Source organism: Methylobacterium terrae (assembly GCF_003173755.1).
Taxonomy (GTDB): domain Bacteria; phylum Pseudomonadota; class Alphaproteobacteria; order Rhizobiales; family Beijerinckiaceae; genus Methylobacterium; species Methylobacterium terrae.
Genome location: NZ_CP029553.1, coordinates 3,199,982 through 3,222,012, shown reverse-complemented (window position 1 = coordinate 3,222,012; position 22,031 = coordinate 3,199,982). Strand labels below are relative to the sequence as shown.

Genomic DNA, 22,031 nt, shown 5'->3' with positions numbered 1-22,031 from the left:
CAAGGGTTGCGTTCATGAGTGCGGCCGGCCTCGCCTCCTCCCCCCTGCCCTCCGCCGCGCGCCCCGCGCCGGACGCCGCCCCGCCGCTGCTGGCGGTCGAGGGGCTGACCAAGCGCTACGGCGGCCTCGTCGCGGCGAAATCGATCGGCTTCACCGTGCGGGCCGGCGAGATCGTCGGGCTGATCGGGCCGAACGGCTCGGGCAAGTCCACGGTGATGAAGCTCATCATGGGGCTGGAGCGGCCGAATGCCGGCAGCATCCGGCTCGACGGCGCCGAGATCGCCGGCTGGCCCTCGCACCGGGTGGCGCGCGCCGGCGTCGGCCTCGTCTTCCAGCACTCCCGGCCGCTCCACCGGCAGACGGTGCTGGAGAACATCAAGCTCGCGCTCCTGCCCGACAGCCTGATCCGGCTCTTCGCCGATCCGGGCGTCGAGACGCGGGCGCGGGCCATCGCCGAGCGGGTGGGCCTCGGGGCCGTGATGGACCGGCGCCCCGGCACCCTGCCCTTCGCCGACCTGCGCCGGATGGAGCTCGCCAAGGCGATCGCCCGCGATCCGCAGGTCGTGCTCGTCGACGAGCCCTTCGCGGGGCTCACCTCCGGCGAGGTCGCGGATTTCTCCGCCCTGATCCGCGGCTTTCGCGACGAGGGCAAGGCGGTGCTCCTCGTCGACCACAACGTGAAGAGCGTGTCGGCCCTCGTCGACCGGGTCTTCGCGATGTATCTCGGCGAGCGCGTCGCCGAGGGGACCGCCGCCGAGGTGATGCGCAACGAGACCGTGCGCCGGGTCTATCTCGGCGGCAGCATCGAGACGGCGGCGCGGCCGGAAGCCAGCTTCTCCGGCGAGCCGCTCATCAAGGTCGAGGGGCTCGACGTGCTCTACGGCAAGGCCCAGGCCCTGCGCGGGGTCGGCCTGCACGTGCACGAGGGCGAGTTCGTCTCGGTGGTCGGCCTCAACGGCGCCGGCAAGACGACCCTGTTCAACGCGATCTCCGGCCTCGTCCCGCATTCCGGCAGGATCAGCTTCGCCGGCGAGTCGCTGGCGAGGCGCACGCCGGCGAGCATCGCCAAGGGGGGCATCGTCCAGGTGCCGGAAACCCGCGAGCTGTTCGGCGAGATGAGCGTGCGCGAGAACCTCGACCTCGGCGGCCAGCACCTCCCCAAGGCCGAGAGCGCGCGCCAGCTCGAATGGCTGTTCGAGCTGTTTCCGATCCTCAAGAGCCGCGGCGGCCAGATGGCCCGCACCCTCTCGGGGGGAGAGCAGCAGATGCTCACCATCGCCCGCGCCCTGATGATGAAGCCACGCCTCCTGATCCTCGACGAGCCGACGCTCGGCCTCGCGCCGGTGATCCTGGAGCAGCTCTCGAAGGCGCTCGAGCGCCTGCGCCAGACCACGCCGATCACGGTGCTGCTGGGCGAGCAGAACGTCACCTTCGCGCTGCCGCACGCCGACCGGGTCTACGTGCTGGAGCACGCCCGCATCGTCTGGGAGGGCCCGCCCGACCGCTTCGCGGCGGAAGCCGGCACCGGCTACCTGTAGGCGGTGCAGGACGAGACCGCCCGCGCCGAGGCGGGAATCGAAAAACGCTTGACTCGGGTTAAGGCAGCCGGAGACCAGGGGCCGTACTCGTGCAGGACAGCCAGCCCCAGGAGAGAGCGGAATGTCCTGCTACTACTTCCATTTCCAGGTCGGCAGCCGTCTCATCCGGGACACCCGCGGCGTCGAGCTCGAGGAGCCGCACGAGATCATCACCTGTTCGGCGCATATCGCGGTGCTGCTGAAGCGGCGCGCCTGCCGCGAGCCCGAGTGGAAGGAGGCGATCATCCACGTCGAGGACAAGGAGCGCCGCTTCAGCGTCTTCCTGCCGATCGCGCGGTTCGCGGACGCGATCCCGCGGTTGCAGGCGCATTAGGCGGACGATCGAACCCGACCGAAGGCACAGCCTCCGCGCCGTTCCGGGGCCGCGACGGCGGAGTCCGTCACGACACGGGAGGGCGGCAGATAGGTCGACGGCGCTACGCCGCCTTGATCTCCGTCACGAACCCGCCGATCTCGCGCTCGAGCGTCGCGGCCTGCTGCGCGAGGTCCCGGGCGGCGCGCAGCACCTGGTGGGCGGTGCCGCCGGTGCGGTCGGCGCCCTGCTGCACCGCGTCGATGTGCCCTGAGACCACCTGCGTGCTGTGGGCGGCGTGCTGGACGTTGCGGGCGATCTCGCCGGTGGCGGCGCTCTGACGCTCCATCGCGGTCGCGACCCCGGTGGCGATGGCGTTCATGTCGCGGATCGTGCCGCCGATCGTCTCGATCGCCTGGACCGCCTGCGTCGTCTGGGCCTGGATGCTGCCGATCTGGCCGGCGATCTCGTCGGTCGCCCGCGCGGTGCGGGTGGCGAGGTCCTTGACCTCGGCGGCCACCACCGCGAAGCCGCGACCCGCCTCGCCGGCCCGCGCCGCCTCGATCGTGGCGTTGAGCGCGAGAAGGTTGGTCCGCCCGGCGATGCTGGTGATGAGCTGGACCACGTCGCCGATCTGCTGCGCGCCCGCCGCCAGCGCCCGGATCGTCGCCTCGGTGCGCGCGGCCTCCGCGTCGGCGCGGCCGGCGATGACCGAGGACCGGGCGACCTGCCCCACGATCTCGTCGATGTTGGCGGACAGCTCGTCCGTCGCGCTCGCCACGCCCCCGACATTGGCCGAGGTCTGGCTCGCCGCCTCCGCCACGCCCGCCGACAGGCTCGAGGCCTCGGCGGCCGAGTGCGACATCGAGCGGGCCGCCCCCTCCATCTCCCCCGCCGCCGCGGTCAGGCTCGCGATCAGGGCCGAGACCTTGCCCTCGAAGCCCCGGGTCAGCGCCTCGAGGTGGCGCGCCCGCTCCACCTTGGCGTCGGTGTCCCGGCGCTGGATCGCGTCGCGGTGCTCGGATTCGACGAGCCCGTCGCGGAACAGCGCGACGGTGCGCGCCATCGCGCCGATCTCGTCGGCCCGGTGCGTGTCCGGCACCGCGATCGTCCGGGCGCCGCCGCCGAGCGCCGCCATGGCGCCCGAGAGGCGCTGCAGCGGCCGGGTGATCGAGCCGGCGAGCCGGAGCGAGATCAGGATCCCGAGGAGCACGATGCCGAGCGCCTTGGCGAGGAAGCTCGTGGTGCCGTGCGCGACGCTGCGGGCGAAATCCTCCTCGGCCGCCAGCCCCTCGCGCGTCACCCCCGTCAGCAGGGCCTCGGAGGTCTTCATCGACTCGTCCCGGGCGGCGCGGGAGAGCTTCAGGTGCCGGCCCCACTCGGCCGAGAGCGAAGCGGCGCGCTCGAGCGCCCCGCGCCAGGCGGTCATCTTCGCCGTGAGGTCGGCATTGGCCTGCAGCTTTGCTTGCGCCGACCCCGCCGACTGGCCCGCCGCCGCCAGGTGCTTGGCGTCCCCCGTCGTCTTGAACTGGGCCACCTGCTCGCGGGCGGCCTGGAACGCGTCGGCGGCGCCGTTCAGCATCCGGGCCTGGTCGATGTCGCCGGCCTCGAAGGCGCGGGTGCGCCGCTGCGACAGGCTCGCGGCGACCTGGTCGCCGGCCTGGTCGATCTCGCGGCCGAGGAGCGCGGTCTCCTCCTCCTTGATCCGGGCGAGGATCGCGTACTCGTCGCCGTAGGTGCGCAGCGCCCGGGCGATCGCGGTGCTGGCCGCGAGCTCGTCGGCCGAGAGCCCGACGGCGGGGCCGCGCTCGATCAGGCCGAGGGACTTGTCGAGGTAGTCCCGCGCGACCTTGAGCGCCGCCGGGTCGAAGCGCTGCAGCCAGCGGCTCAGCTCGAAGCGGGTCTGCATCATCGCCATGTCGACGGAGCGGACGTGCTCGGTCTTGGCGCGGTTCTGCTGGTACTCGGCGAAGTCCGAATTGACCTGCGTCACCAGCATGTAGCCCGACGCCGCCACGCCGACGGTCGTCGCCAGCACGACGCCGAACCCGACGAAGATCCGCGCCTTGATCGACATCCGGGCGAGTCGCCCGCCCTTGATCCCTGTCTTCATCGGCCCCGTCGTCCCGCTCAGGCTCGTTCTCCCGGGGACGATGGGATGTGTCCGCTAAGGCACGATTAAAGAATGAGCGTTTTTTCGTCTCGCCGCCTCGTCCATAGGACGATGATGAACTTTGATAGAACTAACAGGGCCGGCCGGAGGACGGAAACGCCGGGAATCGGCGGAGCGCCGGCCCCCGGCCGATCGCCGCCGCGCCTCAGCCGTAGGCCGCCAGCGCCCGCGTGTGGCCGGGCTCGGCCACCGGGATTCCGGCGCCGGTATACTCGTTGAGCTTGTTGCGCAGGGTGCGGATCGAGATGCCCAGGATCTTGGCGGCGTGGGTGCGGTTGCCGAGGCAGTGGTCGAGCGTGTCGAGGATCAGGTCGCGCTCGACATCGGCGAGCGAGCGGCCGACGAAGCCCCGGGTCACCGCCTCGGCGACCTGGACCGCCCGGGCGGCGGCGCCGGCCGGGCCGGCGCCGAGCGCGTCGCCCTCCGGCGAGCGGATCGCGTCGGCGTCGATCTCGGGGCCGCTCGCCAGCAGCACCGCCCGGTGCAGGGTGTTCTCCAGTTCGCGCACGTTGCCGGGCCACTGGCTCTGGGTCACGAGGCGCCGCGCCTCGGCCGAGAGCGGCCGGACCGAGAGCCCGTTGGCCTCGGCGTATTTGCGGGCGAAGTGGCCGGCGAGCTCGAGGATGTCGGCCGGGCGGTCGCGCAACGGCGGCAGGCGCAGGTTCACGACGTTGAGGCGGTAGAGCAGGTCCTCCCGGAACGTGCCCTTCCGCGCCTCCTCGGCGAGGTTGCGGTTCGAGGTGGCGAGCACCCGGATGTCGACCTTCACCGGCTGGGTGCCGCCGACCCGGTCGATCACCCGCTCCTGCAGCGCCCTGAGGAGCTTGGCCTGGAGCCGGACGTCCATCTCGGAGATCTCGTCGAGGAGCAGCGTGCCGCCGTTCGCCTCCTCGAACCGGCCGATGCGCCGGGCCACCGCGCCGGTGAAGGCGCCCTTCTCGTGGCCGAACAGCTCGGATTCGAGCAGCGCGTCGGGGATCGCCGCGCAGTTCACGCTGACGAAGGGCTTTTGGGCCCGGTTGGAGCGGGCGTGGACGTGGCGCGCCAGCACCTCCTTGCCGGTGCCGCTCTCGCCGGTGATCAGCACCGAGGCGTCGGAGCGCGCCACCTGCTCGGCGAGCCTGACCACCCGCTCCATCGAGGCGTCGCCCCACACGAAGGCCCGGGCATCCGCCACCACCGCCTCGAGCACCGCCGCGATCAGCTCGGGGTCGGGCGGCAGCGGGATGTACTCCTTGGCGCCGGCCTGGATCGCCGCCACCGCCGCCTTGGCATCGGTGCCGGTGCCGCAGGCCACCACCGGCGTGCGGATGCGCTCGTCACCGAGCGCCGCCACCAGGGTGCGGATCGGCAGCGACACGTCGACCATGATCAGGTCGGCGCCCTTGATCCGCAGGACGTTCAGCCCCTGCTCGATCCCGTCGGCCTGGGTCACGGCGGCGCCGCGGCTCATCGCGATCCGGGAGGCGGTGACGAGTTCGCCGTTCAGGCGTCCGATGATCAAGAGCCGCATGGCGGATCCTCCGGTGCGTCGGTTTCGGGTGGGGCGGGGTTCAGCCGTCGGCCTTGACGATCTCGGTCATCGTCACGCCGAGGCGCTCCTCCACCAGCACCACCTCGCCGCGGGCGACGAGGCGGTTGTTGACGAAGATGTCGATCGCCTCGCCGACCTTGCGGTCGAGCTCGAGCACCGTGCCGGGGCCGAGGCGCAGGAGGTCGCCGATCGGCATCCGCGACGAGCCGAGCACCGCCGACACCATCACCGGCACGTCGAAGACCTGCTCGAGGTCGGCCGCCGACTTGGCGGCGGCCGGCACGTCGCGCATCGCGCCGGTCGCCGCGGTGTCGAAGGCGAGGTCCGCCTCGCTGAGCTGCGGCAGGCCGAGATCGTTGTCGGAGGTCATCGGGGGGTACCCTTGGGAAGAGGAAGGAGGATCGGGCCGGCGGGTCAGGCGGGGGCGAGCGCCGAGAGCACGGCGGACTCGATCGCCGCGCGCTCGCGCACCATGCCGCCGTCGGCCCACTCGATGCGGGCGTCGCCCGGCGCCAGGCCGGGATCGCCGAGGACGACGAGGCGGCCCTCGTAGCCGCGCTCGCGGGCGAGCCGCGCCACCCGGGCCTCGGTCTCCTCGACGAGGGCGTCGTGGACCCGGATCGCCAGGTGGGGCACGCCGCGCAGGTGCTGCAGCGCGCGGCCCGCCGCCTCCGCGATCGCCGCGACCGGCTGGCTGTCGAGGGCCGCGCCCGCGATCTTGCGCCCGAGCGCCACCGCGAAGTCGAGGGCCTGGGCCTCGCGCTCGGCGTCGCGCGCGTCCTGCGCGCCGATCATGCCGGAGGCCGCGGCGGCGACCCGGTTGAGGGCGTCGGCGAGGCGCGCCTGCACCTGCGCCTCGGCCTGGGCGCGCCCCTCCTGCAGGCCGCGGGCGAAGGCCTCGGCCTCGAGCGCGGCCCGTTCGGCCGCCTGCGCGGCGGCCTGGGCCTCGGCCTGGCCCGCGGGGCCGCCGGCCTCCTCCCGCGCGGGCTTGCCGTCGGGATGGCGGAAATCGGTGTCGAACAGGAAGCGCCGGATCTGCGCCATCAGGCGGTCCCTCCCGGGCCGGGCATGTCGAGGACGGGCATGTCGAGGACGGGGGTTCGGCTCTCGCGGGCGCGCATCAGTAGACCAGCTCCTCCTCGGCGCTGTTCTTGGCGATCATGATCTCGCCCTTCTCGGCCAGGTCCTTGGCGAGGTCGGTCATCCGCGACTGGGCCTCGTCGACCTCCTTGAGGCGGATCGGCCCGAGCGAGCCCATCTCGTCCTGCATGTTCTTGGCCGCCCGGCTCGACATGTTGGCGAAGAAGAACGCCCGGACCGGATCGGACGCGCCCTTCAGCGCCCGGGCCAGCACGTCGCGGTCGACGCTGCGCATCAGGGTCTGGACGCTGCCGGCGTCGAGCTTCATCAGGTCGTCGAAGGTGAACATCAGCTGGCGGATCTTCTTCGCCGAGCCGCGATTGGCCTGGTCGAGGGCGGCCAGGAACCGGATCTCGGTCTGGCGGTCGAAGGCGTTGAACACGTCGGCGAGCAGCTCGTGGGCGTCGCGCCGGGTGGTCTGGGCGATGGTCGAGACGAACTCGACCCGCAGGATCTCCTCGATGTGGCGCAGGGCCTCCTTCTGCACCGTCTCCATCCGCAGCATGCGGTTGAGGACGTCGATGGCGAAGTCCTCCGGCAGGATCGTCAGCACCCGGGCGGCGTAGTCCGAGCGCACCCGCGACAGGATCACCGCGACCGTCTGCGGGTACTCGTTGCGCAGGAACGAGGCCAGGATCTCGGGATCGATCTGGGTCAGGCTGGCCCAGACCCGGCGGCCCGAGGCGCCCTTCACCTCGGCCATGATCACCGAGACCTGCTCGGGCGGGAAGATCTTGAGCAGCAGCGCCTCGGTGCGCTCGAAGCTCGAGGTGATGCCGCCGCTGGCCGAGAGCCGCGACACGAAGTCGATGATGAGGTGCTCGACCACGTCGGCCTCGAGCGAGCCGAGCTGCACCATGGCGTGCGAGACCTTCTTGATCTCGTCCTCCTCCAGCATCCGCCAGATCGGCGCGCCCTCCTCCTCGCCGAGCAGCAGCAGGAGCGCGGCGGCGCGCTGCGCGCCGGGCATCTCGGCGAAGCCCGCGGCCCCGGCGGTCGGTCGAGGGATCGGCATCGTGGTCGCGGCCATGGCGTCGGCTCAATCCTCGGGCGGGTCGAAGTCGTGAGGGGGGCCGGCTCAGCGCCGCGCCGGGCCGGGGGTGCTGGGGAGGAGCCTCAGCGGTCGTTGATCCAGGTGCGCAGCACCTCGACCGTCTCGGTCGGGTTGGTCTTCACGATGTCGACGACGCGCTCGACCGTCTGGGCCTGGATCTTGCCGTTGATCTTGGCGAACTCGACGAGGCGGCTGGCCGGGCTCTCGGGCAGCGGCATCTCGGCCATGGCCGCCCCGCCCGCCCCGCCCTCGGCCGCCAGCACGAGGCCGCCGGCCTCCTTGAGGACCGTGACCTGGCCGAGTGCCAGCGTCGGCACGTCCGAGGTGACCACCCGCTGCACCAGCGGGCGCACCACCGTCATCAGCACCACGAGGCCGAGGAGGAACAGCACCGACATCTCGGCGACGCGCAGCACGTCCTCCTTGGTCGGCTGCAGGAGCGAGGCGAGGAGGCCGGGCTCCTGCAGCTCCGGTACCGCCGGGGTCTCGGCGAAGCGCAGGTTCACCACCTCGACCTGGTCGCCGCGGCCCTTGTCGTAGCCCACCGCGGTGCGCACCAGGGCGGTGATCCGCTCGAGCTCGGCCGCGGGCCGCGGCGCGTAGGCCGCCTTGCCGTCGGGGCCGGCCGCGTAGGTGCCGTCGATCAGCACCGCCACCGACAGGCGCTTGATCCGGCCGCCCTCGTTCACCTCGGTCCGCGTCACCCGGGAGATCTCGTAGTTCGTGGTCTCCTCGTTCTTCGTCGAGGCGTCGCGCGGGCCTTGCGCCTGCTGGCCCTGGTTGGCGCCGGGCAATTCGTTGCCGACGCTCACGCCGCCCTCGTTGCCCTGCGACTGCGTGCTCTCGCTGCGGGTCTGGGTCGAGCGCACCACCCGGCTCTCGGGATCGAAGCTCTCGGAGCGGCTCTCGATCCGGTTGGCGTCGAGCTCGGCCGTCACCTGCACCCGGGCCCGGCCCGATCCGACGATACCGGCGACGATCTCCTCGACCTGGTTGCGCAGGCGCCGCTCGAGCCCGGTCTGGCGCTCCTCGAGCCCGATGCCCGCCTGGTCCTCGGCCCCGCGGGCGCCGTCGGCGAGCAGCCGCCCGCGCTCGTCGACGATCGAGATGCGCTCGGGCTTCAGGCCCTCCACCGCCGAGGCGACGAGGTGGCGCACCGCCCGGACCTGGCCCGGGTCGAGGTCGCCGGCGAGCCGCACCACGATCGCCGCGCTCGGCGCCTCGCGGTCGCGGGCGAACAGCCGCTTCTCGGGCAGGACGAGGTGGACGCGGGCCGCCTGCACCCGGCCGATCGCCCGGATGGAGCGGGCGAGCTCGCCCTCCAACGCCCGCAGGTGGTTGACGTTCTGGACGAAGCTCGTCGACGAGAACGCGTCGCCCTTGTCGAAGATCTCGTAGCCGACGCCGCCGGCGCTCGGCAGGCCCTTCGAGGCGAGGTCCATCCGCAGGCGGGCGAGGTCGCCGCGCGGCGCCAGCACGGTCTGGCCGGCATCGCCCCTGGTCTCGTAGCGGATGCCCCGGGTCTCGAGGTCGCGCACCACCGCGCCGGCATCCTGCACCGAGAGGTCGGTGTAGAGCACGCCCATCTCGGGGCGCGAGACCCGCAGGATGACGAAGGCGAAGAAGCCGATGAGCGCGAGGGTCACCGCACCCATCGCGGCGAGCCGCGCAGGCCCGAGTTTGGCCACCAATTCGAGGACCGGCTTCACGACGTCACGCACCCGCCATCGGAGCCCCATCGGCCCCCGCGAGGCAAAATTTGCCGGGTCGTGGTTATGACTTGGTTAACGCGGCGCACATGGACGCGCGCAAGCCCGGGACACCGCGGCTTCGGGGCGAAGCGAGGGTGTCCCGGGCTTGCGCGCGGCGCGGTGCGGTCCGGAAAGGTCACCGACGGAGGAGCCGGAGAGTTCCTCTGGTCCTGTCTCCCGCCGGGGGTGGAGAGGCCCGCGCCCCGCCGATCCCCGGCAGTCCCGCCCGTGTCCCGGTCGGGGCGCGGGCGCCGTCCTTACTGGCGGTAGTGCTGGATCCGCGTCGTGCGCAGGCCGGCGAGGCCGTGCTGCTCGATCGAGTACTGCCAGCTCAGGAATTCCTCGGTGGTCAGCGTGTAGCGCTGGCAGGCTTCCTCGAGACTGAGGAGCCCGCCGCGCACGGCGGCGACGACCTCCGCCTTCCGCCGGATCACCCATCGGCGGGTATCGGTCGGGGGAAGGTCGGCAATGGTCAGCGGACTTCCGTCTGGGCCGATGACATACTTCGCCCTCGGGCGATGCGGTTCGGTCATGATACGCTCTACACTCAACTGACCTGTCGAGACCGACGCTAGGCACCCGCGCTTAAGATTGCTTGAATCATTTCCCTCGCATGTGATTCGTAATCCACAGCAATCCACCGAATCAGTTGCTGCCGGTGCCACCGATCGCCTCGACGCTGCTGAGGGAGGCGGTGCGGTCGCCGATGGTCAGGACCGGTTCGGCGCCGGTGACGTCGACGCTCGTGATCGTGCCGCTGATCTTGGTGTCGACGGCGACGCTCGCACCAGTCGCGTCGACGGCCTGCACCTTCAGGGTGTACTTGCCGTTGGGGGCGAGCTGGCCGGTGGAGGCGCGCCCGTCCCAGGTGAAGCCCTGGCTGCCGGCGGCGAGCGCCTTGGTCTGGGTGGCGACGACGTTGCCCTTGGCGTCCGTGATCGACAGCACCGCCTTGGCGGCGGCCCGGGCCGGGTTCAGGCTCCAGGTCGCGCTGCCCTCGGCGAGCGAGGTCGTGGCGCCGTCCGCCGTCACGGTCTTGCCGATCAGCCCCGAGGCGGTCGCCGCGGCCGAGGCCTTGCTGGCGGTGATCAGGCTGCCGAGCTGGTCGTTGGTCTTGAGCTGCTGCTCGACCGAGGCGAACTGCACCAGCTGCTGGGTGAACTGGTTGGTGTCGAGGGGATCGAGCGGGTTCTGGTTCTGCAGCTGCGTCGTCAGCAGGGTCAGGAATTGGTTGAAGTTCCCGGCGATCGTGCTGGCGTCGCCGGAGCCTGCGCCGGTGCTGGTCTTGGCGGAGAGGTTGGTCAGGCTGCTGATGCCGGCGGTCATCGGGACCTCGTCGTGTCGGGCGTCATCGGGAAGCTCACGGGATGTTGCCTAGATTCTGAGGTCGAGGCCGAGGCGCTGGCCGAGGTCGCGCAAGGGCGGCAGGCCCGCTTGCGCCTCGGCCTCGGCCCGGCCGGGCTCGGCTCGCTCGGAGGCGGGCGCGCGGCCGGCCTGGTCGCGCGGCGGCGCGTTGCCGCCGCCGTCGAACAGCGAGAAGCTGAGGCCGGCCTCGCCGGGATTGAGGCCGGCCTGGGCGAGCGCCTGGTGCAGGCTGCCGGCGTCGCGCTGGAGCAGCGCCAGGGTCTCGGGCCGCTCCACCACCAGGTGGGCCTTCACGGCGCCCTGCTCGCGGTCGATGTCGAGGCGCACGTCGATGCGGCCGAGCTCGTAGGGGTCGAGGCGGATCTCGAAGCGGTTCGATCCGGCGAGCGCCCGCATCCCGATGGCGATCGGCACGGCGCTCAGGGTCGCCGGCACCGAGACCGTAGGGCGGGTCTCCGCCGGCGGGGCTGCGGCGGCCGGGGCCTCGGCGCCCTTCGCCGACGGCGCGGGCGAAGGAGCGGCGGCGGCCGCCAGGCCGTCCGGCGCGGCGGCGCTCGCGCCGCCCTCGCCCTGCCCGTCCTTGCGGCCGGACGCCGCCTCGACCGTCAGCCCCTCGACCGCCGCCCCGGCCCTGCCCGGGTCGGCGGGGAGCGTCGCCTGCCGGCGCCCGGCGCCCTCGGCTCCCGCCCCGCCCTGCACCGCGCCGGAGGCGGACGCCGCGCCGGGCGCCGAGGCCACCGTGGGGCTCGCGAGGATCGACGGGACCGGCCCCGCCGGGACGGCGTCGGCCGCCTCGTCCTCGTCGTCGGTCTCCGTCTCGTCCCCGGCCTCCGTCAGCTCGCCGGACGCGGCGGCGGCCGAACGGACCGCTTCGGCCTGCGCCGAAGCGGGCGCCTTCGCGCCGGTCGCGTCCGCCCTGCCGGCGTCCGTCGCTGCGTCCGCGTCGGCGGCGTCCTTCGCGCTGTTCTCCTTCGCGGCATCGCTCTTGGCCGCATCGCTCTTGGCCGCGCTCCTGGCTGCGCCGTCCCTGGCCGCGGCATCCTTCGCGGCGCGGTTCTCGGCGGCGCGATCCTCGGCGGCGCGGGTGTTGCCGGCGCGGTCTCCCGCCGCCGCATCGTCCCGGCGCGCGGCCGCATCGGCCGTCCGGGCCCCGTCCCGGCGCATCCGGGCGTCAGGCGGCGCTGCGTCCGCCCGGGCCTCGTCCCGGTCCGCTCGCTGGCGGTTCGCCTCCGTGCGGCTCGCCTCGGGCCTGCCGGCCTCGGGACGGGACCGCTCCGGCGGCCGATGGGGGTTGCGGGCGGGGCGCGCGGCCGCGTCGTCTGCGGGGCGGAACGGCTCGTACGCGACGGCCCGCGCCGGACGGGCCGGCTCGCGTCCCGCCATCCATCCCCCCTCACCCGCTCCGCTGATCCGCATCGGCGACCTCCTGCTCCCCGGTGGAGCAAGCCGCCTGCCACGTCGCCGGTCGTGCTAAGATGCTGATGGGAAAGAATGATTTTCGAAGAGGCTGGGGTTCGCGGCGGCCGCCCGGGCGGAATCTGCCGGGACCCCGGCAAGAACTTCCCGGTCGATTTCCCCATCGCCCTGCCCATCGCCCTGCCCATCGCCGTCCCGGCGCGGCTCCCGCGCGCGTGCCCTGGCAGAACCCCGGCCGGATCGCTATAGACTCCCCCGTGCGCGCCGGGATCTCTCCCGGGGAGCCGCCCGAACAACCCCTCGCACGGTCATGAACTCGCTCGATCTGCACAAGGCCCCGGAGGACACCCGCGTCGTCGTGGCGATGTCCGGGGGCGTCGATTCCTCTGTCGTCGCCGCGCTCCTGAAGCGCGAGGGCTACGACGTGGTCGGGATCACGCTGCAGCTCTACGATCACGGCGCGGCCACCCACCGCCGCGGCGCCTGCTGCGCGGGGCAGGACATCCACGACGCCCGCCGCGCCGCGGAGGTCATCGGGATCCCGCACTACGTGCTCGATTACGAGGACCGGTTCCGCGAGGCGGTGATCGACCGCTTCGCCGACAGCTACCTCCAGGGCGAGACGCCGATCCCCTGCGTCGAGTGCAACCGCTCGATCAAGTTCCGCGACCTGCTCTCGACCGCCCGGGACCTCGGCGCCGACGTGCTGGCGACGGGCCACTACGTCGCGAGCCGGGCGCTCCCCGGCGGCGGCCGGGCGCTCCACCGCGCCCTCGACCCGGCCCGGGACCAGAGCTACTTCCTGTACGCCACGACGAGCGAGCAGCTCGACCTCCTGCGCTTTCCCCTCGGCGAGCGGCCGAAGGACGAGACCCGCGCGCTCGCCAAGGCCTTCGGCCTCGCCGTCGCCGACAAGCCCGACAGCCAGGACATCTGCTTCGTGCCGCAGGGGCGCTACCAGGACGTGATCGCGCGCCTGCGGCCCGACGCGGTGCGCCCGGGCGAGATCGTCCACCTCGACGGGCGGCGGCTCGGCCGCCACGACGGCATCATCGGCTTCACGGTCGGCCAGCGTCGCGGCCTCAACGTCGCGGCGGGCGAGCCGCTCTACGTCGTGCGCCTCGAGCCCGGCGAGGCCCGGGTGGTCGTCGGCCCGCGCGAGGCGCTCGCCACCTCGGTGATCCGCCTCGCCGACCCGAACTGGCTCGGCGACGCGGCCCTCGCGGCGGCCCGCGACCTGCCGGTCGCGGTGCGGGTGCGCTCGACCCGCGAGCCGCGCCCGGCCCTCCTGTCCTGGAACCCGGACGCGGAATCCGCCGAGATCACCCTGGCGACCCCCGAGGACGGGGTGTCGCCGGGCCAGGCCTGCGTCATCTATGCCGATGACGGACCTCGCGCCCGGGTCCTGGGCGGCGGCACCATCCGGCGGGTCGAGGCCGAGCGCCTGGTCGCGGCCTGACCCCCGCGCGGGGCCGGTCCCGCGCCACAGACTTTCCTCGGAGACGATACGGACATGCTGAGCGAGCCGCGAGAGGCGGGGCCCACCACCGCCTTGATGCGCAAGGCCTACGCGCGCTGGGCGCCGGTCTACGACGTGGTCTACGACAAGCTCACCGAGCCGGCGGCCCGGGACGCGGTCGAGGCCGCGCTCGTCGGCGGGCGGCGCATCCTGGAGGCCGGCGTCGGCACCGGCCTGTCCCTGGGCTACTACCCGAAGGATGCCGAGGTCTACGGCGTCGACCTGTCCGAGGACATGCTCCGCCGCGCCAACCGCAAGGTGGCGCGGCGCGGCCTGTCCCACGTCAAGGGCCTGCAGGTGATGGACGTCTGCCGCCTCGGCTATACCGACGCGAGCTTCGACGCGGTGGTGGCGCAGTTCCTCATCACCCTGGTGCCGGACCCGGAAGGCGCCCTCGACGAGTTCCTGCGGGTGGTGCGGCCCGGCGGCATGATCGTGCTCGCCAACCATTTCGGCCAGGATGCCGGCACGGTCGCCCGGGTCGAGGAGATCGTGGCGCCGCTCTGCGAGAAGATCGGCTGGAGCTCGGCCTTCAAGGCCGCCCGGATCGAGGCCTGGGCCAGGAGCCGCGGCGTGACCTTCATCGGCGTGCAGCCGACCTTCCCGGGCGGATTCTTCAAGATCCTGCGCATGCAGAAGGCCGGGTGAGCGCGCCGCCCCGACCCGACGAGCCCGGGCCTGAGCCCTGCCCGGCGGCCGGCCCCGAGGCCGTGGCGGCGCCGGCCTGGCGCGGCTGGCTGCGGGTGCTGCCGCTCGTCGCCCTGGTGGCCCTGTCCCTCGGGCTCCTGTTCGGCGGCATCACCCGCTGGTTCTCCGTCGACCTGCTGCTGTCCTCCCGGGCCTACGCCAAGGCCTGGGTCGCCGAGGGGTTCTGGCGCGCCTATGCGTGCGCCTACCTCGCCTATGTCGGCACGGTGATCGTCTCGCTGCCGGTCTCGGTGGTGATGACGACCCTGTGCGGCTTCCTGTTCGGGCCGGTCTACGGCGCGCTGGTCTCGATCTCCGCCGCGACGACCGGCGCCGTGATCGTGTTCTCGATCGGCCGCACGGCGGCGGGCGAGGTGCTCCTGCGCCGCGCCGGCTCGCGTCTGAGCCGGCTCGCGGAGGGCTTTCGCCGGGACGCCTTCTCGTACGTGATGGTGCTGCGGCTCCTGCCGGTCTTCCCGTTCTGGATGACCAACCTGGCGCCGGCGATCTTCGGCGTGCGCCTGCGCACCTTCGCGCTCGCCACCCTGATCGGCATCAGCCCCGGCGCCTTCATCTACGCCTCGGCGGGGGCGGGGGTCGAGACCGTGGTCGCCGCCCACCAGGCGGCCAAGGAGGCCTGCGTCGTCGCCGGTGGCGTCGCCTGCGACGCCGCGCTGTCGCTGCGCGCCGTCGTCACGCCGCAGCTCGTCGCCACGCTCCTCGGCCTCGGCGTCCTGGCGCTGCTGCCGGTCGCCTGGCGGCGCTGGCGCGGCCGGCCGCGCTGACGCACGGGAGAGGCGCCGGAGAGCGGTGCGATCGAACGCTGCTCCCGGCCCTCGAGCGTGCCGCCTCGTCCAGGAACGCTCTCGGCGGCCCGAAAGGATTACGCGCAATTTCCTGGTCTGCGGCCGGTCTTGCGGCTATCTGGGAATCGTCTCCGCCCGCCTCCTGCGCAGGGCGGCAGGGACGGCCGGTCGTGTTAGTGTCCGGCGACGGGTATCGGGCGAGCGAGGGCGGCGGGACCGTGCAGTGGGGCGATGACGCGGCGAGCCAGGGTGGGATCCGGCGCCTCGCCGGGCGCATCGGGCTGTCCGGCCGGCTGCTGCTGCTCACGGTGGTGTTCGTCCTCATCGCCGAGGTGCTGATCTACGTCCCGAGCGTCGCGAGCTATCGGCGCTCCTGGCTCTCCGACCGGGTCGCCGCCGCGCAGGTCGCCGCCCTGGTGCTCGACGCCGCACCCCAGCAGCGGGTCTCCGACGACCTCGCCCGGCGGCTGCTGACGGGGGTGGGCGCCCAGGCCATCGCTCTGAAGGCCGGCGGCGCGCGCCGCCTCCTCAACCTCACGCCGATGCCGCCGGAGGTGGCCGAGACCGTCGACCTGCGCGAGGCCGGCTGGATCGACAGCATCGGCGGGGCCTGGCGCACCCTGACGGAGGTAAACCCCCTGCCGCTCAGGGTGGTCGGGCACGGCATGGACGGGGTCGATTTCGTCGAGCTCGTCCTCGACCCCGCTCCCTTGCGCAACGCGATGATCGCCTTCTCGCGCCGGATCCTGCTCGCGTCGCTCGCCATCTCCGGCATCACCGCCGGCCTCGTCTTCCTGGTGCTGCAGCTCTCGATCGTCCGGCCGGTGCGGCGGCTGGCGCGCAACATCGCGACCTTCGCGGAGGATCCCGAGGACCTGTCGCGGCGGATCAATCCGTCCTGGCGCAGCGACGAGATCGGCGCCGCCGAGACCGCGCTCGCCCGCATGGAGACGATCCTGTCGGACGAGCTGCGCCAGAAGCGGCGGCTCGCCGATCTCGGCCTCTCGGTGAGCAAGATCAACCACGAGCTGAGGAACCTGCTGACCACCGCGCAACTCCTCGTCGACCGGCTCGAGCACGTGGCCGATCCGGGGGTGCAGCGGGTGGCACCCCGCCTCGTCGCGACCCTCGGCCGGGCGATCCGCTACTGCGAGGGCACGCTCGCCTACGGCCGCGCCGCCGAGCGGGCGCCCGAGCGCCGGGTGACGCCGCTGCGCCCGATCCTGCGCGACGCCCTCGACCTCGCCGGGCTGGCGCCGGGCGCCGCCATCACCATCGAGGACCGCACGCCGGAGGGCTTGAGCGTCGACGCCGATCCCGACCAGCTGTCGCGGGTGCTGGTCAACCTGGTGCGCAACGCCGTCCAGGCGATCGGCCTCGCGGGAGCGAGCGAGGGCGCGCCGCGCGTCGCGATCGAGGCCGAGCGGACCGGCTCGACCGTCACGATCCTCGTCGCCGACAACGGCCCCGGCCTGCCGGAGCGGGCCCGGACCCACCTGTTCGAGGCCTTCCAGGGCGCCGGCCGCTCCGGCGGCACGGGGCTCGGCCTCGCCATCGCGGCCGAGCTGGTGCGGCTCAACGGCGGGACCTTGAGCCTCGACGAGACCGGCAGCGGGGCGCGGTTCCGGATCGTCCTGACCGACCGCGAGGGCTGAGCGCGGCGGTTGCCAAGCCGGCGCCCGCCGCCGCATCGTAGCGTCATGTCCCTGCGCGTTCCCCTCTCCGCCGTGCGCTCCTTCGAGGCGGCGGCGCGGCGCCGCTCCTTCAAGGACGCGGCCGCCGAGCTGAACCTGACCGCGAGCGCCGTGAGCCACGCCATCCGCAAGATGGAGGCGATGCTCGGCGTCACCCTGTTCGAGCGCCAGGGCCAGGGCGTGGTGCCGACGGCCGCCGGCGAGGCGCTGCTGGAGCACGTGAGCCGCGCCTTCGACGAACTGCATCGCGGCCTCGACCTCGTGGCGGCGCGAGGCCCGCAGCTGCTCCGCCTCCACTGCGCGCCGAGCCTCGCGGCGCAGTGGCTGACGCCGCGCCTCGCCCGCTTCCTCGCCGCCCATCCGGGCTTCGAGGTGCGGCTCGCCGCCGGCATGGACTACGCCCGCTTCGTCAGCGACGAGTTCGACGCCGACCTCGTCTACGGCCCGCCCCGGGGCGAGGGCCTGGTGGCGGTGCCGCTCTGCACCGAGACGGTGACCCCGCTCTGCGACCCCGAGCGCGCCGCCCGCATCCGCGCGCCGGAAGACCTTCTCGATCAGGTGCTGATCCAGAGCGACAACAAGCAGGTGCGCTGGCCGCTCTGGTTCGCCCGCAACGGCCTGCCGGCGCCGCGGCCTTTGGGCGTGCGCTTCGACCGCAGCTTCCTCGCCATCGCGGCCGCCGCCGACGGGCTCGGGGTGGCGCTCGAATCGACCCTGCTGGCGGAGCGCGAGATCGCCAGCGGCCGCCTCGTCGCGCCCCTGCGCGGGCTGGCGCAGGACGTCAGTTACGTCGGCCACCACCTCGTCTACCCCGCGACCACGCGGCGGCGGGCGCCGCTGCGGGTCTTCGCGCGCTGGCTGGCGCAGGAGATGAGCATCGTCCTGCCCGAGGATCTGGCGTGAGTTGAAAGTATCGTCCTTCCCACCCGCGACTTCAGGATGAGGTCGCGGGTGGGAGAAGAGGAGGCGTGCTGCCACGCCCGACCCCGTCAGATGAATCCCATTCACCTCCGCCTGCAAAATCCGCGTTTGTCCTGCCCCCTGCCCCCGGGCACTCTGCCGGCAACGAAACGAGGGAGGCACCGTCCGAGGACGGGCGGCGACGGGGCGTGAGGCCTCGGCCGCGGACACTCCCTCGTGCATCGGGGCCGAAAGCCGGCCCGCTGCCAGGGAGGACGACATGCTGCTGACCGACAAGGTGTGCCTGATCACCGGCGCCGCTTCGCTGCGGGGCATCGGCCGCGCCACCGCGAAGCTCTTCGCCCAGCACGGCGCCAAGGTGGTGATCCTCGATCTCGATGCCGGCCAGGCCGAAGAGGCCGCCCGCGCGATCGGCGAGGGCCATCTCGGCCTCGCCTGCAACGTCACCGACAAGGCAGCCTGCCAGGCCGCCGCCGACGAGGTGGTGTCGCGCCTCGGCCGCATCGACGTGCTGGTCAACAATGCCGGCATCACCCAGCCGCTGAAGTTCATGGAGATCGAGCCCGGCAACTACGAGGCGGTGCTCGACGTCAACCTGCGCGGCACGCTCTACATGAGCCAGGCGGTGGTGCCGCAGATGCGCCAGCAGCGTTCTGGCTCGATCGTCTGCATGTCGTCGGTCTCGGCGCAGCGCGGCGGCGGCATCTTCGGCGGGCCGCATTACAGCGCCGCCAAGGGCGGCGTGCTGGGCCTCGGCAAGGCGATGGCCCGCGAGCTCGGCCCCGACACGGTGCGGGTCAACAGCATCACCCCGGGCCTGATCCAGACCGACATCACCGGCGGCAAGCTCACCGACGAGCTGAAGGTCGAGATCGCCAAGGGCATCCCGCTCGGCCGCCTCGGCGTCGCCGACGACGTCGCCAACGCCTGCCTGTTCCTGGCCTCCGACCTCTCCTCCTACATCACCGGCGCCGTCATCGACGTGAACGGCGGCATGCTGATCCACTGAAGGTGACGACCATGCCTCACGCCGAATCTCCGCCGCGGGCCAACAGCCCCTCGCTCGCCGAGCGCGCCTACCGCATCCGCCGCAACGCCCTGCTGATGGGCGAGGTCCAGGGCCAGGGCTACATCGCCCAGGCCCTCGGCATCGCCGACGTGCTGGCGGTGTCGTACTTCCACGCCATGCGCTACCGGCCGGACGATCCGGAATGGGAGGGGCGCGACCGCTTCCTGCTCTCGATCGGCCACTACGCCATCGCGCTCTACGCGGCGCTCCTCGAAGCAGGCATCCTGCCCGAGGACGAGCTGACGAGCTACGGGGCCGACGACAGCCGGCTGCCGATGTCCGGCATGGCCGCCTACACCCCCGGCATGGAGATCACCGGCGGCTCCCTCGGCCAGGGCCTCGCCCTCGCGGTCGGCTTCTGCCTCGGGCTCAAGCGCAAGCAGTCGGACTCGTTCGTCTACTGCCTCATCTCCGACGGCGAGCTCGGCGAGGGCTCGATCTGGGAGGGCGCGTGGTCGGCGAGCCACTGGAAGCTCGACAACCTGATCGCCATCGTCGACGTCAACAACCAGCAGGCCGACGGCCCGGCCTCGCAGGTCACCGGCTTCGAGCCGGCGGCGTCGCGCTTCGAGGCCTTCGGCTGGCACGTCCAGCGGGTCGACGGCAACGACATCGACGCCCTCGTCCAGGCCTTCGACGCGGCACGGGCCTGCGCGGAGCCGAAGCCCCGCATCATCATCTGCGACACCAAGATGGCGAAGGGCATCCCGTTCCTGGAGGCGCGCGAGCGCAACCACTTCCTGCGGGTGGAGCCGCAGGAATGGCAGGACGCCCTGAAGATCCTGGATGCCGGGAGGCTCGCATGAAACGCTCGAAGTACACGCGCCCGGCCTGGCTCTCCGAGGCCAATACGGGTGAGCGGCTGACCACCTCGGCGATGATCGCCTCCCTCGCCGGCCCCGACCAGCGCGTGGCGCCGGCCCCGTTCGGCCACGCGCTGGCCAAGCTCGCCGAGGAGCGGCCGGAGATCGTCGGGCTGACCGCCGATCTCGGCAAGTACACCGACCTGCACATCTTCGCCCAGAAGCACCCCGAGCGCTTCTACCAGATGGGCATGGCCGAGCAGCTGCTGATCAGCGCCGCCGCCGGCATGGCGCGGGAAGGCTTCCAGCCCTTCGCCACCACCTACGCGGTGTTCGCGGCACGCCGCGCCTACGACTTCATCTGCATGGCGATCGCGGAGGAGAATCTTAACGTCAAGATCGTCTGCGCGCTGCCCGGCCTCACCACCGGCTACGGCCCGAGCCACCAGGCGACGGAAGACATCGCGATCTTCCGCGGCCTGCCCAACATGACGATCCTCGACCCCTGCGACGCGCACGAGATCGCCCAGGCCGTGCCGGCCATCGCCGATCACAAGGGGCCGGTCTACATGCGGCTCCTGCGCGGCAACGTGCCCCTGGTGCTCGACGAGTACGGCTACACGTTCGAGCTCGGCAAGGCCAAGACCATCCGGGACGGCAACGACGTCCTGATCATCTCGACCGGCCTGATGACCATGCGGGCCCTCGAGGCGGCCGACGCCCTGCGCGACGACAAGGTCGACGTCGCGGTGCTGCACGTGCCGACGATCAAGCCCCTCGACACCGAGACGATCCTGCGCGAGGCCGGCAAGGGCGGGCGCCTCGTGGTGGTGGCCGAGAACCATACCGTGGTCGGAGGCTTGGGCGAGGCAGTGGCGGGGCTGCTGATGCGCTCCGGCACGATCCCGAAGGCCTTCCGCCAGGTCGGCCTGCCGGACGAGTTCCTGGATGCCGGCGCCCTGCCGACCCTCCACGACCGCTACGGCATCTCGACCAACGCCATGGTGCGGAGCATCCGCCAATGGCTGTGAGCCCCGAGCGCCCCGTCGCCTTCGTGGGCTTGGGCTCGATGGGCCTGCCGATGGCCCGCAACCTCGTGCGGCACGGCTTTCCCGTGCGCGGCTTCGACGTGCGGGCGGAAGGGCGGGCCGCCTTCGCGGCCGCCGGCGGCACCCCCGCCGGGACGATCGCGGCGGCGGCCGACGGCGCCGGGGCGCTGGTGCTCATGGTGGTCAATGCCGACCAGGCGGAGGCCATCCTGTTCGGCGAGGGCGCCCTGGAGCGCTCGAGCCCGGACGCCGCGGTGGTCCTGATGGCGACCTGCCCGCCGGCCGCCGTCGCGGCCCTGGCGAAACGGGTGACGGCCACCGGCCGGGCCTTCGTCGACGCGCCCGTCTCCGGCGGGGTCGTCGGCGCCGAGGCCGGCAGCCTCACCATCATGGCGGCGGCCCCCGCGGCCGTGATCGCCGGGGTGAAGCCGCTGCTGGAGGCGATGGGCGACAAGGTGTTCCATGTCGGGCCCGAGCCCGGCCAGGGCGCCACCATGAAGGCGGTCAACCAGCTCCTCTGCGGGGTGAACCTGGCGGCGGCGGCGGAGGCCCTGTCGCTCGCCGCCAAGGTCGGGATCGACGGCGCGACCGCGCTCGAGATCGTCTCCGGCTCCTCGGCATCGAGCTGGATGCTGCGCGACCGCGGTCCGCGGATGCTGGAGGAAACCCCCCGGGTCACCAGCGCCGTCGACATCTTCGTCAAGGATCTCGGCATCGTGCTGGAGGCCGGCCGCAGCGAGAAGGCGGCGTTGCCGCTGGCGGCCCTGGCGCATCAGCTCTTCCTGGCGGCGTCGGGCCGTGGCGCGGGTGCGGAAGACGACAGCCAGGTCATCGGCTCGTACCGGGTACTCAACGGCAAGTAGTTCGGGCACACGGCCTGATGATGGATGTTTTGCGCATCGGGTCGTGCGCATCCCCCCTCTCCCCGCGGGCGGGGAGAGGGCTTCGATGACCTCGTCGTCATCGAAGCGAGGCGGCAGCCGATGGTGAGGGGGAGGTGCCGGAGAAGTCCCTTTCGGAGACACCCCCTCACCCTCGCCCTTCGGGCTCACTTCATCGACGACAAGGTCGATGAAGTCCTCTCCCCGCCCGCGGGGAGAGGGGATTTCCGCGCATCGTTCGGCATCCGTGGCATCGCCGCGGCCATACTGATCACTCAC

At 72.7% G+C, this 22,031-nt stretch carries 20 protein-coding genes; 11 read left to right on the top strand and 9 right to left on the bottom strand.

Going from position 1 to position 22,031, the window contains the following annotated elements:
• Positions 1-14 precede the first annotated feature (14 nt).
• Both DK419_RS14870 and DK419_RS14865 read left to right on the top strand, forming a co-directional pair.
• Positions 15-1,538 (top strand): ATP-binding cassette domain-containing protein, encoded by a 1,524-nt coding sequence (locus tag DK419_RS14870; RefSeq protein ID WP_109959766.1) that lies wholly within the window; start codon positions 15-17, stop codon positions 1,536-1,538.
• A 121-nt stretch (positions 1,539-1,659) separates the two neighbouring features.
• Positions 1,660-1,911 (top strand): DUF6894 family protein, encoded by a 252-nt coding sequence (locus DK419_RS14865; RefSeq protein WP_109959765.1) that lies wholly within the window; start codon positions 1,660-1,662, stop codon positions 1,909-1,911.
• A 103-nt stretch (positions 1,912-2,014) separates the two neighbouring features.
• Here DK419_RS14865 and DK419_RS14860 read toward each other — a convergent pair whose 3' ends face one another.
• The 9 genes from DK419_RS14860 to DK419_RS14820 form a co-directional block, all read right to left on the bottom strand.
• The gene (locus DK419_RS14860; protein WP_109959764.1) at positions 2,015-4,003 is read right to left on the bottom strand and encodes a methyl-accepting chemotaxis protein; all 1,989 of its coding nucleotides are present in this window, start codon (positions 4,001-4,003) and stop codon (positions 2,015-2,017) included.
• A gap of 205 nt (positions 4,004-4,208) precedes the next feature.
• Positions 4,209-5,576, bottom strand: a complete 1,368-nt coding sequence (flbD, locus tag DK419_RS14855; RefSeq protein ID WP_109959763.1) for a sigma-54-dependent transcriptional regulator FlbD — start codon at positions 5,574-5,576, stop codon at positions 4,209-4,211.
• A gap of 40 nt (positions 5,577-5,616) precedes the next feature.
• A complete protein-coding gene (gene fliN / locus DK419_RS14850) occupies positions 5,617-5,967 on the bottom strand; it encodes a flagellar motor switch protein FliN (protein WP_109959762.1) in 351 nt (116 codons plus the stop codon).
• Between the two features lie 44 nt (positions 5,968-6,011).
• Positions 6,012-6,641, bottom strand: a complete 630-nt coding sequence (locus tag DK419_RS14845) for a FliH/SctL family protein (RefSeq protein ID WP_109959761.1) — start codon at positions 6,639-6,641, stop codon at positions 6,012-6,014.
• Positions 6,642-6,717: 76 nt separating this feature from the next.
• The gene (locus tag DK419_RS14840; RefSeq protein ID WP_109959760.1) at positions 6,718-7,767 is read right to left on the bottom strand and encodes a flagellar motor switch protein FliG; all 1,050 of its coding nucleotides are present in this window, start codon (positions 7,765-7,767) and stop codon (positions 6,718-6,720) included.
• Positions 7,768-7,853: 86 nt separating this feature from the next.
• A complete protein-coding gene (gene fliF / locus DK419_RS14835) occupies positions 7,854-9,500 on the bottom strand; it encodes a flagellar basal-body MS-ring/collar protein FliF (protein ID WP_109959759.1) in 1,647 nt (548 codons plus the stop codon).
• A gap of 299 nt (positions 9,501-9,799) precedes the next feature.
• Entirely contained in the window at positions 9,800-10,075 is a 276-nt protein-coding gene (sciP, locus tag DK419_RS14830) for a CtrA inhibitor SciP (protein WP_048436039.1), read from the bottom strand.
• Between the two features lie 112 nt (positions 10,076-10,187).
• Entirely contained in the window at positions 10,188-10,868 is a 681-nt protein-coding gene (locus tag DK419_RS14825) for a flagellar hook assembly protein FlgD (RefSeq protein ID WP_109959758.1), read from the bottom strand.
• A 48-nt stretch (positions 10,869-10,916) separates the two neighbouring features.
• Positions 10,917-12,290, bottom strand: a complete 1,374-nt coding sequence (locus tag DK419_RS14820) for a flagellar hook-length control protein FliK (RefSeq protein WP_109959757.1) — start codon at positions 12,288-12,290, stop codon at positions 10,917-10,919.
• Positions 12,291-12,633: 343 nt separating this feature from the next.
• On the opposite strand from DK419_RS14820, the gene mnmA reads away from it, so the two are divergent.
• The 9 genes from mnmA (at position 12,634) to DK419_RS14775 (ending at position 21,734) form a co-directional block, all read left to right on the top strand.
• Positions 12,634-13,782 carry a tRNA 2-thiouridine(34) synthase MnmA gene (gene mnmA / locus DK419_RS14815; RefSeq protein ID WP_109959756.1) on the top strand — a complete coding sequence of 383 codons (1,149 nt, stop codon included), beginning with the start codon at positions 12,634-12,636 and terminating at the stop codon, positions 13,780-13,782.
• 54 nt (positions 13,783-13,836) lie between these two features.
• Positions 13,837-14,490, top strand: coding sequence for a class I SAM-dependent methyltransferase (locus tag DK419_RS14810; protein ID WP_109959755.1), 654 nt, complete (start codon positions 13,837-13,839; stop codon positions 14,488-14,490).
• Positions 14,487-15,314, top strand: coding sequence for a TVP38/TMEM64 family protein (locus tag DK419_RS14805; RefSeq protein WP_245442446.1), 828 nt, complete (start codon positions 14,487-14,489; stop codon positions 15,312-15,314). The genes DK419_RS14810 and DK419_RS14805 overlap by 4 nt, the downstream gene beginning before the upstream one ends.
• 239 nt (positions 15,315-15,553) lie before the next feature.
• Positions 15,554-16,990 (top strand): sensor histidine kinase, encoded by a 1,437-nt coding sequence (locus tag DK419_RS14800; protein ID WP_109962319.1) that lies wholly within the window; start codon positions 15,554-15,556, stop codon positions 16,988-16,990.
• Positions 16,991-17,035: 45 nt separating this feature from the next.
• Entirely contained in the window at positions 17,036-17,932 is an 897-nt protein-coding gene (locus DK419_RS14795; RefSeq protein WP_109959753.1) for a LysR substrate-binding domain-containing protein, read from the top strand.
• A gap of 277 nt (positions 17,933-18,209) precedes the next feature.
• Positions 18,210-18,959: an SDR family NAD(P)-dependent oxidoreductase gene (locus DK419_RS14790; RefSeq protein ID WP_109959752.1), complete on the top strand. Its 750-nt coding sequence runs from the start codon at positions 18,210-18,212 to the stop codon at positions 18,957-18,959.
• A gap of 11 nt (positions 18,960-18,970) precedes the next feature.
• On the top strand, positions 18,971-19,825 hold the full coding sequence (locus DK419_RS14785) for a transketolase (protein WP_109962318.1): 855 nt from the start codon (positions 18,971-18,973) through the stop codon (positions 19,823-19,825).
• The gene (locus DK419_RS14780) at positions 19,822-20,853 is read left to right on the top strand and encodes a transketolase family protein (protein ID WP_109959751.1); all 1,032 of its coding nucleotides are present in this window, start codon (positions 19,822-19,824) and stop codon (positions 20,851-20,853) included. The genes DK419_RS14785 and DK419_RS14780 overlap by 4 nt, the downstream gene beginning before the upstream one ends.
• Complete coding sequence (locus DK419_RS14775; RefSeq protein WP_425352671.1) at positions 20,850-21,734, top strand: NAD(P)-dependent oxidoreductase; 885 nt, start codon at positions 20,850-20,852, stop codon at positions 21,732-21,734. Before DK419_RS14780 ends, DK419_RS14775 begins: the two co-directional genes overlap by 4 nt.
• The last annotated feature ends 297 nt before the right edge of the window (positions 21,735-22,031 follow it).